The organism is Oceanobacillus sp. AG (genome assembly GCF_009746545.1).
GTDB lineage: Bacteria > Bacillota > Bacilli > Bacillales > Amphibacillaceae > Oceanobacillus > Oceanobacillus indicireducens.
This window is the reverse complement of the sequence record NZ_WOWT01000016.1, coordinates 32,734-48,014: the sequence shown is the minus strand read 5'-3', so window position 1 is coordinate 48,014 and position 15,281 is coordinate 32,734. Positions and strand designations below refer to the sequence as shown.

Sequence of the window (15,281 nt, the reverse complement as noted above, 5' to 3'; positions counted from 1 at the left end):
GAGTTTCACTTTATCATATTAGGAAGTGTGAGAGCTTTTAAGACATGAAAAAGCAACTCCAATGGAAGTTGCCTTTTCATTTAGGAACCGAAAATAGTTTGCAGTTCAATGAACAGATCGTCAAAAATATTTTAGTCTTAATATATAGTTTAATTCAAGAGTCAAATAATGTCTAAAACAACTCGGTTTACTCTAGTTGAAAATAGAGACTTAAACGTGGTATAAGTGTAAAGGTAATGAAGATATTTTTTGATTTTTTACGGACAAGGGAATTATTTTCTCGACTCCGATGATGAAAGGACTTTAATACAATGGATAATTTTTGGCATGAACTACCGAAGCCGTTTTTTATATTGGCACCGATGGAAGATGTGACGGATGTTGTATTCCGTCATGTGGTGAGTGAAGCAGCACGGCCTGACGTGTTTTTCACGGAGTTTACGAACACAGAAAGCTATTGTCACCCAGACGGGAAGCAAAGTGTTCGTGGTCGTTTGACATTTACGGAAGATGAACAGCCGATTGTCGCTCATATATGGGGGAATAAACCGGAACACTTCCGCGAAATGAGTATTGGCATGGCTGAAGCAGGATTCCGCGGAATTGATATCAACATGGGTTGTCCGGTTCCGAACGTTGCAGCAAACGGAAAGGGAGCCGGCCTGATTCGTCATCCGGAAGTTGCTGCCGAAGTAATACAAGCAGTGAAAGCAGGGGGCCTTCCCGTTAGTGTGAAGACACGGCTTGGTTATACGAGAGTTGAAGAGTGGCGTGACTGGCTGACACATATCTTTGAGCAGGATATCGTGAACTTGTCCATTCACTTACGTACTAGAAAAGAAATGAGTAAGGTGGATGCACACTGGGAGATGATTCCAGAGATTAAAAAACTTCGTGATGAAATTGCTCCAAATACACTGCTTACCATCAATGGTGATATTCCCGATCGTCAAACTGGCTTGGAGCTTGTAGAAAGGTATGGTGTGGATGGGGTCATGATTGGGCGCGGAATTTTCAAGAATCCGTTTGCTTTTGAAAAAGAAAAGAAAGATCACAGCCCGGAGGAATTGCTCAATCTGCTAAGGTTGCATCTCGATCTCTTTGATAAGTATTCGGAAATCGAGCCGCGTTCCTTCAAACCGCTCCGTCGTTTCTTTAAAATTTATGTTCGGGAGTTCCGTGGCTCGAGTGAATTAAGGCATGAATTGATGAGTACGGAAACAACAGATGAAGTGCGGGTATTGCTTGATCGCTTTCAATTAAATTGACGCTGGAAAATTGGAGTGTTACATGATGAATTTTACTATAAGGCAGGAAGATGCCGGGGATTACGAATTAACCGAGAAAGTTGTGCAGCGTGCATTTGTTGATGCAGAATATAGTGATAAAAGGGAACATAAGCTAGTCTCAAGAATTAGAAAAAGCAATGCATTTATTCCCGAGTTATCGCTAGTTGCCGTAGATGCAAATGAAGAAATCGTAGGGCATATTTTGTTATCCAAAATAAAAATTAAAAATACTGAACAAAATATAGAATCCCTTGCTCTTGCGCCGGTCTCTGTCTTACCCGATTATCAAAATAGAGGGATAGGAAGACAATTAATTCTTGAAGCTTTGAAGCGAGCGAAAGAGCTTGAATATCAGTCGGTTATTGTCTTGGGTCATCCGGAATACTATCCGAAATTCGGATTTAGGAAGGCATCTGAATTGGAAATAAACGCCCCTTTTGACGTTCCAGATGAAGCGTTTATGGTTATTGAATTAAAGGAGAAGGCACTCCAACGGTTTTCGGGAACCGTTGAATATCCGAACGTGTTCTTGGAATAATTAGACCAAGCCAACAAAAAGTTTCAAGGGGTTGATTATGAATGACGAAAGTTACACCATTTCTCATGTTTCAAGATGGTAAGGCGGAAGAAGCGATGAATTTCTATACATCACTAATCAAGGATTCTGAAATTACAAGTATTACCCGATACGGGGCGAATGAACCCGGTGGTGATGAAGGAACGGTCATGCAGGCAACCTTCACTTTAAAAGAGCAAACGTTCATGTGCATTGACAGCAATATCAAGCATCAATTTACTTTTACCCCATCATTCTCAATTTTCGTTGATTGTGACACAGAAGAGGAGCTTACCAGCCTATATGAAGAGTTACTGGAAGGTGGACAAGCGCTGATGCCACTTGATAATTATGGTTTCAGCCGGAAATTTGGATGGATTAATGACCGGTTTGGAGTTTCTTGGCAAATCAATCTTCCATAAATAGAAAGCCTGATTGCTAATAATCGGGTTTTTTTGGAACGAGAACAGATAAGAACCCGATTAAGAGTGCTTTGATTCAAGTAACGAATTTAGGAATAATTGTTATATACATGAGAAAAACGTGTGTATAAAAGAAGGAGTGAATTGATAATGGGAGAAAATATCGATGTGAGGCTGGAACCAGTTGATGTATCAAGCTTAACGGTAAAAGAAATGGAAGCAGAATTGGAAGGAGGATATGCAGATTATATACAGGGAAATACAAAATTTGCTGCAGAAGTTTTTGCGAAAATTCATAAAGAGTATAAGACGTAATACAAGAATGGGATCAAACAATAGTTATGAAAAATCTAAAAGCATACGACTCGAGTGAGTCCCCAAGATATGAAACCTCCATTTTTTCTTTAAATGAAACATTGCCACCCATAAAGCGAATTTGATATACTTAGTTTCATTCTGGAGGGACTTAAATGAACCTGAAAAATATAACCTATAAACAAGTTATTTTTTATATAAGTCTGGCGGTTCTTTTAATCGGATCGCTTCTATTTGTGAACAATAATTATTCCTTTTACGACCGACCAATAGCTAAAGTAATGGAAGCACATTTGGAAGAATCTAACGACGTAGTTGATGCTTATGGAAACGAGGATCGCTTATTTACACAATCCATTGAAGCAAAATTAAAAAATGGCGCAGAAAAGAACCGTTCCATCCATTTAATCAATGAATATTCGGCGTCCGGAGCCTTTGATCAAGCGTATAAAGAAGGCGACGAATTATTTGTCTGGATAGATGCAGATACTGGAAAAGGTAGAGAATTAACAGGTACGATTCAAGATGTAAAGCGGGATAAGCATATACTCCCGATTGTCTGGATTTTTATCTTTATCTTGCTCCTCATTGGAAAGAGGCAGGGATTCTTCGCCATTATTAGTCTGATACTTAATGCAGCAATTTTATCTTACGCACTGGATATTTATGTAGAGAATTCCAATATTGGCTTACTGATTATTTGTGGCGTCACTGTTGTTTTATTTACGATTACGTCTTTATTGTTGATTAATGGTTTTAATGAAAAGACGTATGCCGCGATTATTGCAACACTGTTAGGAACGTTTATTTCATTTTTCATTACGTACGCTGTCCTTTGGTTGACAGGTGAGAATGGTCTAAGGTATGAAGAAATTGATTTTCTCAGCCGTCCGTACAAGCCAGTTTTCTTGGCAGGATTATTAATCGGATCGCTTGGGGCTGTTATGGATGTTGCGATTACGATGTCGTCGTCTGTCTTTGAAATGTATGAGAATAATCATACGATCGATAATAAGACATTGAAAAAATCTGGTCTGCATATTGGGAGAGATATCATGGGGACGATGACCAATATTTTATTTTTCGCCTATATAAGTGGCTCCATTCCTATGCTTCTCTTGTTTTTGAAAAATGCTTCCTTGTGGGGATTTACCCTTTCAATGAACCTGTCGCTTGAATTAGCTAGGGCACTTGCAGGCGGTATAGGAATCGTTTTGGCCATTCCAATCGGTCTGTATATCTCTATCTTTTTTGTTAACCGGAAGAGGGGACGCGTATGAATGTATTAGTGGTACTATCCGCCATTTTGTTTATCCTAATGGTGCTCATTGGCGGGAGAAAAGGGTTACGGTCATTTATTTCGTTGTTTCTAAACTTTGCGGTTCTGATCCTTACCGTATTTTTCCTGTTGGATCCTGCGATGAACCCAATTATCTTGATTTTAATCGCCTGTGCAATCATCAGTTGTATCAATCTGTTTTACATCAATGAAGTAAATAGCAAGACAAAGACAGCTTTCTTGTCTACGGTAATAACGATTGTTTTCCTAGTTCTGCTTATTTATATCATGACGGATAAATTAATGATCCAAGGGTTTAGTGAAGAGCAGGTAGAGGAGTTGAGTACGTTATTCTCTCTCTATATCGGACTGGATTTTGTGAAGATAGCAGCAGCGATGATTATTGTGAGTACAATCGGAGCGATTACGGATGTCGCTATTTCCATTACTTCACCGATGCAGGAAATATTTGATCAAAATCCAGGCATTACGAAGAAAGATTTATTCATTTCCGGTATACGGATTGGCAGGGATATTTTAGGATCGAATACAAATACATTGTTTTTCGCCTTCTTTGGTGGATATTTGGCGTTGTTATTATGGGTGAAAGACATGGAATACTCGATTGGTGAAATTGCCAATTCGAAAATCTTCACCTCGGAGCTCCTCATTATCTTGAGTGCTGGTATTGGGATAGCGATGATCATTCCGATTGCTTCTTGGATTAATTCGTATTATTTAGTGAAGAAGAGGGAGCAAGATGCGTTGCAGGATGAATAGGGGGTGAAAGGGAAGCAGTGGGTTGATAAAGATGATCTCCTGCCGTTAATAAAAAAGGCGGTCGTATCCTCTGTAATGATTACTTCTTCCAGCTAATGTGATTCTTTCAGTGACACTTCCTGATAGTCCTCCATCACTGTAAGGTAAGAATGCTTGTAGACATTAGAAAATAGTTTTTTAGTTGATGTTAGTTTGTCGAATTTATACAGGATCCAAAATAATGGAAAAGGGAAGGATTGGTAACTCTTCCTTATCCTGATTGCCGGTAAGCGCTCAATCGGTAATATGTATCTTGAGGGAAACAGCGCGTTTTACCAAGCGATGGAATATAACGGGAAGAGCTACTCTGGTACATGGGATTTATTTGCGTCGGCCATTATGGGAAGTATGATGCGCGGGGAAAACCTGGAAAATGCTGTACAACTTACAGTCAAATTCCTCACCGAAGTGATCCACGATTCTTACATGGAAGATGTCTCTGAATTTGAAGGGATTAATTTTGAAAAGTATTTGGTGATGTTGGCCTAGAGAAAGCGATCTACCAAGCGTTAACGAGAAAAAGAATCCAGTAGAATGTGGATTCTTTTTTTCCAAAATATAACCTATCGTTTTACTGATTCATAGACTAAGATCCAATCAATAAGAATAAATCACACTCCGATTAAATGCATGTCCTTCCTTAGTCTTTCCTTCAATAATAATGGTAACCGTATAGATACTGCCTTTCTTATGCTTATCCAAATTTAGGTTATGCGAGAGTGCGTTCCGTCCAGTTGCTTTCCATTTTTTCTGATTATCCGGGTTTTGTGTTTCCACCATATGGTAGTCCACTACCAAACTATCGAGATTAATTTGTTTGGCATCCGCTTGAAGCTCCACCTGCTGCATGACACCATATCCCTTGTTTGCTTTAATTAGTGGTGTGCTTTCGAAGTCAGCAACAAATAAATAGGCGTTTTCTTCAGCATTAGACTGGACAGCTATGGTCCATGCCCCTGCCTCTGGTGCCGGAATTTCCAAAATATATCCGATTGCATCTTTAAAAATACCCTCTGTCATCGGTACCTCTTTTACTTTCGTGTTCACTACTTTTCCGTACGGGGAAACCAGTTCTACGTCTGTCAATGGTTCTGCTGTTAAAAACTGCAGCGTCAAACTCTTAACATTTTTCTCCACGTTTAGCTCAATCTCAGCCTTGTCAACAATAGGACCTCCATCCACCCAGCGGTTTGTTATGGGAGCAGGCATATTTTTCTGATCACTGATTGGTGATTTGCTCTGGGCTGCTGTCAAATGTTCTCCGCTTAGATAATTTTGGAATACCGGGAATGTAGCTCCGGTACGGATAGAGGTGTGATTCCAGTCGCCTACCAGAAGTTCTTGTCCCCCTGGTAAGTTGCTGCTCGCGGCCGTTACGACCCCATCATTTGGCCCATAGCTGGACAAGTAGACACCACCAAACCAATTCGCGGAGAAAGCCGGCCCCCATCCCGTACCTCCAAGCGTGAAATAATTATGCTGATAGGCTTTGGCATTGGCATCTGTCTGCATACGGAAATCCGCCATATAAGCGGTCTGCATGGAGGCTGTTCCCTCGCCTTGCAGACCAATCAGCGCTGCAAGCCAGCCTGCCCCGCTGCTGTATGCAAGATCAGCAAGCTCGGAACCGTGATGGGGACTGGATAACGTAATTACATTTTCCATGTACGGCCCTGCACCATAATACGTGATTGCCGCATGCGTATCCACTCCACCTTTACTGTACGCAACGACAGTGATTGGCTTCCTGTTAAAATGTAGGGAAATCTCCCTGATTTTTGATGCAAGCAATTCTCCATTATTCCACATATCTGCCGACTCGCCTCCAGCATCATGGAGCTGGACAAAAGCCGTCTGATATCCTGCCTGATAAGCAGTATCATACATATTATTGTCTTCCCAAAAAATTTGAGCAACATTATTTAAACCAGGGACAAAAAGCAAAACAGGGGCATTTTCCATCAAGTTATCTGGAGTTTCTCCTCGGTACCATTCGCCAGGAGTCTCCTCATTTCCATTGCCGCCACTTCCTGCAATCGAATTCGAGACGGAACCTTCTATTAAAACTGGGGGTGGAACTTTCATCTGGGCTTGTGCGGTGATAGAAACAGAACCTTCCACGTACATTCCTATTGCTGAGAGGGTCAGGACACAAACGGACAGGACATGCTTGAACCTTTTCATTTTCCACTCTCCTCGTTCATTTTTATGTAAACGCCTAAATAATTGGCGGTTACAAAGAATAACAGTCCAGTGGCAAAGGGGAATTGTCTTTAAATCTAGTAAAGAGGCTCGAACAGTCAAACTTTATTGTAGAAAAGGTAAATTCCGTTAATTATCAAATAGTATAAAATAGATAGGAACAAAAATACAGTGTCTAAACTACTGGATGAGGCAATTTAGATAGGTAATAGGTAATTCAGATTAGGAAAATTAGATGGTAGGCTCGTTGGTCCGCGATTTGACACAAAGGAAGGGAACACGCAAATCTATTTGTTAAGAAAAATTGGGTATTCGGATTATCGTGTGGAATTCGTCCTGTTTAGATTTTAATTTATTTCTTACCTTGTATTACAAGACTAATGAAGTTTTACTATCGGCGTGATTGCTGCAATAATTATCATAGGTGTTTCTATATGGGCAAAATCTTGGACAGTAATTATTATCATGGGATTTTTAATGTTACCCAATTATTTATTGAATCTTACTCGATTGCAAGAGGAAACACAGGTGATTATAAGTGTTATCATCACTTATGGTGGAATTGGGATTTACCTTTGGATATTATCCAAACTGGAGAAAAGTAATTGATAACTAATTATGATTAATCTACCAAACTTTAAGATTCTGGATATGAAGGAAAGTGCACATGATTATAGATTCTTAGTTGAGTCTACTGCTTTATCTCCTTCTCATTGTCCAAAATGTGGTACCGTTGCAAACTTATATAAACATGGTAAGAAACAACAGCTATTTTTCGACCTGCCAATGCACGCAAAACGGGTCGGCATTTATGTCAATCGCCAACGATATAAATGTAGGGAATGTAATGAAACATTTTTTGAAGATTTACCAGATATGGATGTCAATTGTTCTGTTACTAATAGACTAATAAATTGGATTCAAGAAACCAGTCTGGAAAAACATTTACCAGTGTTACGGAGGAAATTGGCGTTGACGAAAAGACTGTACGAAACATCTTTAATGACTACGTTGCTGAACTTGAAGCGCAAACTGATTTTAGAATTCCTAAATGGCTTGGTATTGATGAAGTTCATTTGCTTAAAAATTACCGTTGTGTAATTACTGATGTTTTTATCTGCAGAAAGTTCCACTAATGTTTCTGCCACAGCTTTATACATTAAATCGTAAAGTAACTTTTGGCTATAATAAATTACTACACTTCAAGTGTCTGTCGGTTGTTATCAAAGATTGATAACGACCGACACTTCGTAATCTCGTTTCTACCCTTCATTCTCCCCCATCTTCTTGAAAAACACCATACTTCTCCTTAAATCGGTTCAAAGTCTTGATCCAAATCGTACTGAACAAGAAAAGGAAAAAAACGTTAGATAAAGCGTGGGCTAGATCGAAAAAGAAGCTCTGTGTGTTCAATAAAACAAATGTCTCTAGTGTCAGATCCCCCAATCCACTGAAGAATATCCACATATTCATGACCCAGCCAAATATAAATCCAACGATGAAGCCGTAGATGAGGCGCCAAGCCATGTGTTTCATGAAGAAGGTATTTGCCAGTAAGCCGGCAATGAATCCGGCCATTCCCCAACAAACCATTTGCCACGGGGTCCACGGACCTTGGCCGAGCACCATGTTGGAAATAAGCGCTGCTGAAGCTCCGATGACTAATCCGCTTTGGGGGCCAAGGGCAATCGCAGAAGCAATGATGACAAAGGTCGTCGGCTGGACACTCGGCAGTGCGGCGAAGGGAACCCGCGATACACCTGCAATCGCTGCTAATACTGCGAGCATGACCATTTCTCTGCTTGTCATACTTTTCCTTGAGAAACGAATGATGGTTGGAAGCAGAATCGCGATAATAAAAAGAATACTAATTAATAAATAATGCTGAACAATAAATTTTGGAAAAAAGACTAGTAGTAAAAAGAAAATTGCTACACCGATGATGGTAATGCCTTTTTCATTTGCCAACTTGCTATTGCCTCCTCTACTGTAACTACTGTCGGAACTTGGCTATCCTTTGTAATCCGATTGATCATGGTCGTATAATAATCATTGTTTTTGAAAAAGGCAGTCGTATCTTCAGTAACGATTATCTCCCCTTGGAACAGCATACTGCACCTCGTCACATGCTTTGCTGCAAATTCAACGTCATGGGTGACCATCATAATCGTGACACCTGTATGCTTGACTGTTTGAATAATGGAAGCAAACTCCTCTTTGAAAGCTGGGTCCATTCCTTTTGTCGGCTCATCCAGTAATAAAATTTGTGGATTTCCAATCAAAATGCCGACAAGTGCGGCCCGCTGCAATTCACCACCACTTAAATCATATGGATGCCTGTCAAGTAAAGCTTCCATCTGAAATTCCTTTACTAGTGTTTGTACCTCTGTTTCTGATTTCCCGTGTTTCGTAGCTAGAGCAGTATATTCTTCCTGTAATGTCTCATGTAAAAAGTAGAGCTTTGGATTCTGTGGTAAATAGCCGATCAGCTTCCGATCCATTTGTTTTACCTTCTTACCTTTATATCGGATTCTTCCATGTTGGGCAGTAAGAAGGCCAGCGATAATTTTAAGCAGGGTCGATTTTCCAGTGCCGTTTCCGCCTAATATGGCTAACCATTCTGCCTCTTGAACGGTTAAGGATAAATTATTTAATACCGGTTCTGTATGCTTTGAATAGCTATAGTCGATTTCTTTTAACTCAAGCAAAGGCTTTTCCGGCTTTACCTGTTCTTCCTGTTGTGACTGATTCGACGTAATATCCATTCCCTTTAACCATTGCTTAGCTTCCTTTACATGGAAGGGGATGGCAGGCGTTTTTGGGATGCCTGTAAATGCTAAATACAACTGGGAAGCTTCTGGTAAGTAGGCCGTCATGTTTTCAGCTAATAACGAAAGAGCTTTCCGCGGGCTTTCGGAAAATTTAATTTCTCCCTGTTTCAGCACGACAATTCGGTTAGCTAGGGAAAATAATTCATTTAACCGATGTTCGACAATGATGATCGTAATACCCAATTCATCATTTAACTGCTTTAATAAATACATAAAGTTTTTTGCTGCAATCGGATCGAGCTGTGCAGTCGGTTCGTCTAGTATTAATATTTTCGGATCAAGCAAAAGAACGGAAGCGAGGTTGATTTGTTGTTTTTCTCCACCGGATAGCTCGCTCGTGTCTTGCTGCAATAAATGATTAAAGCCAAAATAATGGACGATTTCCGCTGTTTTCTTACGCATTTCATTGGTTGAAAAACCTAGATTCTCCATACCAAACAGCAATTCGTCCATTACGTTGCTCATGACAATCTGATTCTCCGGGTCTTGAAATACCATCCCGATATCTTTTGCTAATGTGACGGCATCATGTTGCTCGAATGGAATGCCTTGATAGTAAATCTCACCGCTCCGTGTGCCGTGGAGATTCAGCTCCTGCTTCATGAGGCGGATAAGTGTTGATTTTCCGCTTCCGGAAGGCCCGCATAGGACAACAAAATCACCTTCATGAACGGTGAAGTTAATATCTGTTAAAGCTTGCTCGGAGGAGTTTGGATAAGTGAAATTTAAATTTCTCATTTGTAGAAGTTCCATTTGATGACCTCCTTGCCTTCCGTCCAAATCGGTAAACTGATAAGTACAATCCAACTAAGAAGATAGGACCAGCTGTATCCTTGTAACATGATAGATTCCAATACCGGTGTCAGCGTGAGTATCGTTTTATTGCTCTTCCAACCGATTAGGGTCAGCAGGCTAAGTAGAAGAAGAAAAACGAGCACCGCCCAATCCCGAGACTTCCAGAGATAAGCTTCATATTGACTTCTTTTCTGTAAGCCATACCCGCGCGCTGACATCGAATCAGCGGTTTGTACTGCTTCTTCAAGCGAGTAGGTTAATAGAATTTGAATAAATAACATGCCATTTTGTGCTTTCTCTCGTAGTTTTCCATCTTTCATGGAAACACCCTTCATTTCCTGCACGTCCTGAATATCCGCCAATCGTTTGCGAAATAGCGGCATAAAGCGAAGGGCGAGCATAAGAATCAACGCCCATTTCGGAAAGAATTTGGAAAAAAGATAGAGAAACTTATCGGACGTCATGACAATATTAAAGGTTGTGAATAAAGCTAATATCCCTGACAAAGTAAGAGCGATCATGGCACCTTGAATGACCGCTTCCAAGTAAAAGTCCCGTGAAAAGAGTTCAAAGAGCACAATATTCCCTTGCTGGTTAAAAAGAGGTGTGAACACAAAAACGAACAGAGCTAAAAAGATAATCATGTATTTCCATTTATTCAGCTCGACCCCTTTATCAAGGATAAGATTCACAAAAATAATAGAAAGGAGAGCTGCGGTTAAAAAAACCGGATGCTGATTCATCATCAAACCGGCGATAACAATGATGTAGTAGAGCAATAGGACAAATGGGTGAAAGGAACGGAATCCTCTAAGCATGTATCATCCATCCTTTAGTCTTCCAAGTAATTCTTTGTGTATCTCCAGTGCACTTTATACCCGTCAAAAATTTCATAGGCATCAGCACTTCGCGGAATCATAATTCCTTCAACAAAAACATTCCAGCCACTAAGCGGACCTGCATCAAATTCGCCGAGACCACCAATGCTTTTTACATAAGCGCTTGCTCCAGAACCGGTATAATCAACACTAATTCCTTTACTGCTTAATGCACGTAATGTAGCGGCAAGAGCTGTTTCACCGTCCGTGATTTCAACTTCGGTGGGTGCTAGATTTGGTCCGTTTAAGTCACCTGGACTTTCAACCGATACGAATGCTGTCTTTTTTGGAGCAGGTTTTGCTTCTTCTTTCGGTTTTGGGTTGGAGTTAGGTTGTTCATTCTTAGGCTGACTAGGTGTATTAGTATTTGTGCTATCGCTCGATTTAGATGTACCCGTATTTGCAGACTGCTTATTGGAGTTTCCGGCTGAATGGTTGGTATGATCCTTTTGTTGATTGGTATTAGGTGTTGACTCATTTGAATTAGCAGATTTATTCGTTGATTGGTTTGCGTCCGTCTTCGTTGTTGTCGATTCGTTGTCCGTATCCTCGGATGCATCCGCAACTGTACTTTCTTTCTCTTCTTTCTTGGTATTTTCCTCTGATGCTTCACTCTCCTCTGCATCCTCATCATCAGCTTTTTCAGTGTTAGAACGAACTTTGATTAATTCTTTCGTTTCCATAGAGACTGCCGATGTTGGAATAACTGATATCTTTTCCACTTGGATGGCTGCTTGCTGGCCACCACATGCTACAAGTAGAATCATAGAAAAGGTGATAAGGGCTAAACGGAATACCTGCTTCATAACAAACATCCTTTCTTTAAAAGGGTAGAATAATCCACTGGCAGTCAGCGGATTATCCATAGAGTGAAACTTCAATCAGTGGGGGTTTTTCTTCATCCTCATTGATTGTTAGTTGAACGAATCGGGGTGTTAGCGTCCGTTATCTCCCACCTAAACTTTCACGAAGACCCTAAAGTTTTGAGGTGGGAGTTTTACGGACGGTTACACCGGGATAAATATTACTCTGTAACTTTATTTCTGCGCTTAATATACAATAGAGCACCGGCTGCGATTAGGATGAATCCCAATGCTAAGAAATTAAACATATTTGTTGCTGTCATTGGTAGTTTCTTACCTTTTTTATCTTTGTCATTATCTACTAGTGGCGGGGTTGCTCCGTCTTTATCATTGTCGGCAGGATCTTTCTGTCCTGTATCATGTTTAAATACCCCGTATGTGCTAAGGTGATCGGTTGTTAGGGTGACAAATCCGGCTGTCGCATCATAAGTGCTGCCAGATAAAACGTCCCAGCTTTCCGTTTCTTCATTGAAATGGAATGCTTTTATTTGGTTAGCATCGAGGCCTTGCACTGCGTCTGCGTCAACTGCCAAGCCAATGATAATATCATGATCAAACTCGGAAACAATCGTTCCATCCACGGTTAAGGTAAAGTCATAGACAGCACCGATTGCTTCTTTAACACTTTGTTCAGCAAGATTGACTTCAATTGTTTCACCAAGTTCACGTAATTGTTTCACTACAGGAACAGGAATCGTGATGATCGTATCTCCGTTATTAATAACGAGCGGCTTGTCTGCCTGAACAAGGTAGTCGGCAGCTTCAGCTTCTACCTCAACTGTAAAATTAGCTAATTTGTCTGCATGATGTGGTGTTACTACGACAGCATGTTCAGTTTCATATTGGTGCAGGTTGTCTTTTGTTATGATAACTTTATTCGGATCGTCAGATGGATTGTTTTTGTCATTGTCCCCATCGTTATCACCGTCACCCTCGTCATCGCCAGGCTCTTTCGTATCTTCCTTCTTATCAAACTTAAACACTGGACCAGTACCATTCTTGAATTGATCATAAGCAACTAATGCTAATGCCCCTTGGTTGATTGCGAAAACACTTGAAACATCATCTTCCGGTAAATGTTTAAAGCTGCCATCTTCCATTTGGAAGCTGATAAGGTGTTCTAGTAAGTTTCCGCCAGATTTTGTAAAGGCATCGCTTGTTGCGTCAACTCCGACAGCGGATAGGCCGATAATGACCATTGCAGCGGATTCCGCTGAATACCCGCCATTAAACTCTTCATCGTATCCGCCTTTATCCCCTTGTTGTTTGCTCATAGCTTTAACTGCTCGGTCAAGTGCAGCCTTCACGTCCGCATCATCCGCATAAGCGCTTAAAGCAAGCAGGCCCATCCCAGTAATATCCGGGCTTGGTCTTTCACCAAAGAAGGACCAGCCGCCTGCATCCAGCTCCATCTCAAGGAATGCTTCAATGATGCTGTCCCGTGTCCAGTCTGTACCTTCTGGGGTGGGATAATTGAAACTATCAATTGCGAGCAAGCTATAAACGAGTTGGTTACTTAATGGCATTTTTTCATTCAGTAACATCTCAATCAAGTTGATGCCGTTTATATCTGTTGCATCATACCCGGCAGAAGTTAAGATAATAATGTTTTTTGCAATTTCTGTAGCATTCCCTGAGTAATCATCATTGATGGAAGCGGCTACTTCTTCGGCCATGTCATTTGAAACATCAGCACCAGCAGAGTGAAGGGCGGAGAATCCGTACCAGTCCATTTCAGCTGGATTGGACGAGAGATAATTGATTACAGCTTGCAGGGCTTCTGTATAATCTTTATCCGCAACTACCTGTTCTTTATCTTTTTTCTTATCTTTTTCATTTACAGGTGGCTCTTCTGATTTCTCATCTTCTTTATCAGCCGGTTCTTCCGGTTCACACGAGTCATCGACGACAAGTTCAAGCGTGTCGCCATCTTTAACCGTATGACCGAGTAACCCAACTTGCATCATGTCGCCATTCATATAGGTCGACCAGTATTCACAATCTCTTTCTAATGGTTCACCTAAGTAATTCACAAATGTTAAGTATTCGGAATCAACGCTCACATCTACTTTTACATTTTGATTTGCAGCAGCTTTAATTAGAGCGTCATAGGCAGTCGTGTATTGTGGCATGGATACAGTAGTTTCTGTAATAACTGTCTCCCCATTTGCATCTACTGCAGAAACCGCAACATCAAATACTTGAGGTTCGGCTGCAAGGTCTGTAAGAATAAATTGAATATTATCCCCGTTCGTTACTTCAGTTGAACTTGCTCCCATGTCTTGGAATAGGCCATTCACATAAAAGGACCAGAAGTTCGATTCGGGATCAGCAGCTACTCCACCAATACCCGTAATCATCTCGCCAAAGTCAAAGCTGTCCCATTCTAGTTGATCATCTACTTCTCTAATCACATCAAAGGCAGTATCCCCATTTGAAATTTCCACTGCTATAGTGTCTAATACTGCAGAACCATCTTCATCAACAGCAGAGATGGTGACAGCATTCTCCAAGTTTGCTGCATTTACGGTTTGCAGGCCGAATAATCCAGATTGCGAGAGAAATAGAATGGCAGTCATCACCACGATAAACAGTTGCTGTAATCTACTATTTCGAACCATTTGTATACCCCCATCTTACGTATTTTTACCAATAAAAAAACATCTCTACCTTTAGAGATGTTTAACAAAGCAAGCGTTATCAATCATGGATCAATCCATAATACATAACTACTATCAGCCACACCTCCTATCCTCGTAGGTTTATAAATTGGCGCTAAAATAGGCAGGTCTCCTGGCTTATGTTCATCGCTCTCCATTGCCTTCCCATAATAAAACAGTGGCTTATGAATGAAGAACTCGCATTTACAGTGGCGGGACCGCGCCGGATTTTCACCGACTTCCCTTTTCATGATTTTAAAATATAAATCAACCTATTTTTTCGCATATTTAGTTGTTGAAAGGGGAGAAAGTTTCTCCAGATACTATGTATTAACTATGACTTAAGTATAGCAAAAATTATGAGTTTGTCTA

At 40.6% G+C, this 15,281-nt stretch carries 15 protein-coding genes and 1 riboswitch; of the genes, 9 read left to right on the top strand and 6 right to left on the bottom strand.

Features of this window, described 5'->3' with window-relative positions:
* Nucleotides 1-311: 311 nt before the first annotated feature.
* The 7 genes from GN217_RS10035 (at nt 312) to GN217_RS10005 (ending at nt 5,169) form a co-directional block, all read left to right on the top strand.
* Entirely contained in the window at nt 312-1,268 is a 957-nt protein-coding gene (locus GN217_RS10035; protein WP_156856555.1) for a tRNA dihydrouridine synthase, read from the top strand.
* Between the two features lie 25 nt (nt 1,269-1,293).
* Entirely contained in the window at nt 1,294-1,827 is a 534-nt protein-coding gene (locus tag GN217_RS10030) for a GNAT family N-acetyltransferase (protein WP_156856584.1), read from the top strand.
* A 41-nt stretch (nt 1,828-1,868) separates the two neighbouring features.
* Nucleotides 1,869-2,267 carry a VOC family protein gene (locus GN217_RS10025; RefSeq protein ID WP_156856554.1) on the top strand — a complete coding sequence of 133 codons (399 nt, stop codon included), beginning with the start codon at nt 1,869-1,871 and terminating at the stop codon, nt 2,265-2,267.
* Between the two features lie 150 nt (nt 2,268-2,417).
* Nucleotides 2,418-2,582 (top strand): hypothetical protein, encoded by a 165-nt coding sequence (locus GN217_RS10020; protein WP_156856553.1) that lies wholly within the window; start codon nt 2,418-2,420, stop codon nt 2,580-2,582.
* Nucleotides 2,583-2,737: 155 nt separating this feature from the next.
* A complete protein-coding gene (locus tag GN217_RS10015) occupies nt 2,738-3,862 on the top strand; it encodes a YibE/F family protein (RefSeq protein WP_156856552.1) in 1,125 nt (374 codons plus the stop codon).
* Nucleotides 3,859-4,641 carry a YibE/F family protein gene (locus tag GN217_RS10010; protein WP_156856551.1) on the top strand — a complete coding sequence of 261 codons (783 nt, stop codon included), beginning with the start codon at nt 3,859-3,861 and terminating at the stop codon, nt 4,639-4,641. The genes GN217_RS10015 and GN217_RS10010 overlap by 4 nt, the downstream gene beginning before the upstream one ends.
* A gap of 321 nt (nt 4,642-4,962) precedes the next feature.
* Complete coding sequence (locus GN217_RS10005) at nt 4,963-5,169, top strand: bifunctional hydroxymethylpyrimidine kinase/phosphomethylpyrimidine kinase (protein WP_232334400.1); 207 nt, start codon at nt 4,963-4,965, stop codon at nt 5,167-5,169.
* Nucleotides 5,170-5,277: 108 nt separating this feature from the next.
* Here the strand turns inward: GN217_RS10005 and GN217_RS10000 are convergent, their stop codons facing one another.
* Complete coding sequence (locus tag GN217_RS10000) at nt 5,278-6,864, bottom strand: esterase/lipase family protein (RefSeq protein ID WP_156856549.1); 1,587 nt, start codon at nt 6,862-6,864, stop codon at nt 5,278-5,280.
* A gap of 452 nt (nt 6,865-7,316) precedes the next feature.
* Between GN217_RS10000 and GN217_RS09995 the strand changes: the two genes are divergently transcribed.
* Both GN217_RS09995 and GN217_RS09990 read left to right on the top strand, forming a co-directional pair.
* Entirely contained in the window at nt 7,317-7,487 is a 171-nt protein-coding gene (locus tag GN217_RS09995; protein WP_156856548.1) for a hypothetical protein, read from the top strand.
* Nucleotides 7,488-7,533: 46 nt separating this feature from the next.
* Nucleotides 7,534-7,983 (top strand): transposase family protein, encoded by a 450-nt coding sequence (locus tag GN217_RS09990; protein ID WP_198042630.1) that lies wholly within the window; start codon nt 7,534-7,536, stop codon nt 7,981-7,983.
* A gap of 168 nt (nt 7,984-8,151) precedes the next feature.
* Here GN217_RS09990 and GN217_RS09985 read toward each other — a convergent pair whose 3' ends face one another.
* The 5 genes from GN217_RS09985 to GN217_RS09965 form a co-directional block, all read right to left on the bottom strand.
* Nucleotides 8,152-8,850: an ECF transporter S component gene (locus GN217_RS09985; RefSeq protein WP_370459762.1), complete on the bottom strand. Its 699-nt coding sequence runs from the start codon at nt 8,848-8,850 to the stop codon at nt 8,152-8,154.
* Complete coding sequence (locus tag GN217_RS09980) at nt 8,814-10,466, bottom strand: ABC transporter ATP-binding protein (RefSeq protein WP_156856546.1); 1,653 nt, start codon at nt 10,464-10,466, stop codon at nt 8,814-8,816. Before GN217_RS09980 ends, GN217_RS09985 begins: the two co-directional genes overlap by 37 nt.
* A complete protein-coding gene (locus GN217_RS09975) occupies nt 10,448-11,326 on the bottom strand; it encodes an energy-coupling factor transporter transmembrane component T (RefSeq protein WP_156856545.1) in 879 nt (292 codons plus the stop codon). Before GN217_RS09975 ends, GN217_RS09980 begins: the two co-directional genes overlap by 19 nt.
* Nucleotides 11,327-11,340: 14 nt before the next feature.
* Complete coding sequence (locus GN217_RS09970; RefSeq protein WP_198042629.1) at nt 11,341-12,267, bottom strand: DUF4430 domain-containing protein; 927 nt, start codon at nt 12,265-12,267, stop codon at nt 11,341-11,343.
* Nucleotides 12,268-12,410: 143 nt separating this feature from the next.
* Nucleotides 12,411-14,870 carry a DUF4430 domain-containing protein gene (locus GN217_RS09965; RefSeq protein ID WP_156856543.1) on the bottom strand — a complete coding sequence of 820 codons (2,460 nt, stop codon included), beginning with the start codon at nt 14,868-14,870 and terminating at the stop codon, nt 12,411-12,413.
* A gap of 145 nt (nt 14,871-15,015) precedes the next feature.
* Nucleotides 15,016-15,200: riboswitch (cobalamin riboswitch) on the bottom strand.
* Between the last annotated feature and the right edge of the window lie 81 nt (nt 15,201-15,281).

Bases quoted from the DNA above. Each gene is read 5' to 3' on its own strand.
- GN217_RS10035 (WP_156856555.1), top strand. From the start codon at position 312: ATGGATAATTTTTGGCATGAACTACCGAAGCCGTTTTTTATATTGGCA.
- GN217_RS10030 (WP_156856584.1), top strand. From the start codon at position 1,294: ATGAATTTTACTATAAGGCAGGAAGATGCCGGGGATTACGAATTAACC.
- GN217_RS10025 (WP_156856554.1), top strand. From the start codon at position 1,869: ATGACGAAAGTTACACCATTTCTCATGTTTCAAGATGGTAAGGCGGAA.
- GN217_RS10020 (WP_156856553.1), top strand. From the start codon at position 2,418: ATGGGAGAAAATATCGATGTGAGGCTGGAACCAGTTGATGTATCAAGC.
- GN217_RS10015 (WP_156856552.1), top strand. From the start codon at position 2,738: ATGAACCTGAAAAATATAACCTATAAACAAGTTATTTTTTATATAAGT.
- GN217_RS10010 (WP_156856551.1), top strand. From the start codon at position 3,859: ATGAATGTATTAGTGGTACTATCCGCCATTTTGTTTATCCTAATGGTG.
- GN217_RS10005 (WP_232334400.1), top strand. From the start codon at position 4,963: ATGGAATATAACGGGAAGAGCTACTCTGGTACATGGGATTTATTTGCG.
- GN217_RS10000 (WP_156856549.1), bottom strand. From the start codon at position 6,864: ATGAAAAGGTTCAAGCATGTCCTGTCCGTTTGTGTCCTGACCCTCTCA.
- GN217_RS09995 (WP_156856548.1), top strand. From the start codon at position 7,317: ATGGGCAAAATCTTGGACAGTAATTATTATCATGGGATTTTTAATGTT.
- GN217_RS09990 (WP_198042630.1), top strand. From the start codon at position 7,534: ATGAAGGAAAGTGCACATGATTATAGATTCTTAGTTGAGTCTACTGCT.
- GN217_RS09980 (WP_156856546.1), bottom strand. From the start codon at position 10,466: ATGGAACTTCTACAAATGAGAAATTTAAATTTCACTTATCCAAACTCC.
- GN217_RS09975 (WP_156856545.1), bottom strand. From the start codon at position 11,326: ATGCTTAGAGGATTCCGTTCCTTTCACCCATTTGTCCTATTGCTCTAC.
- GN217_RS09965 (WP_156856543.1), bottom strand. From the start codon at position 14,870: ATGGTTCGAAATAGTAGATTACAGCAACTGTTTATCGTGGTGATGACT.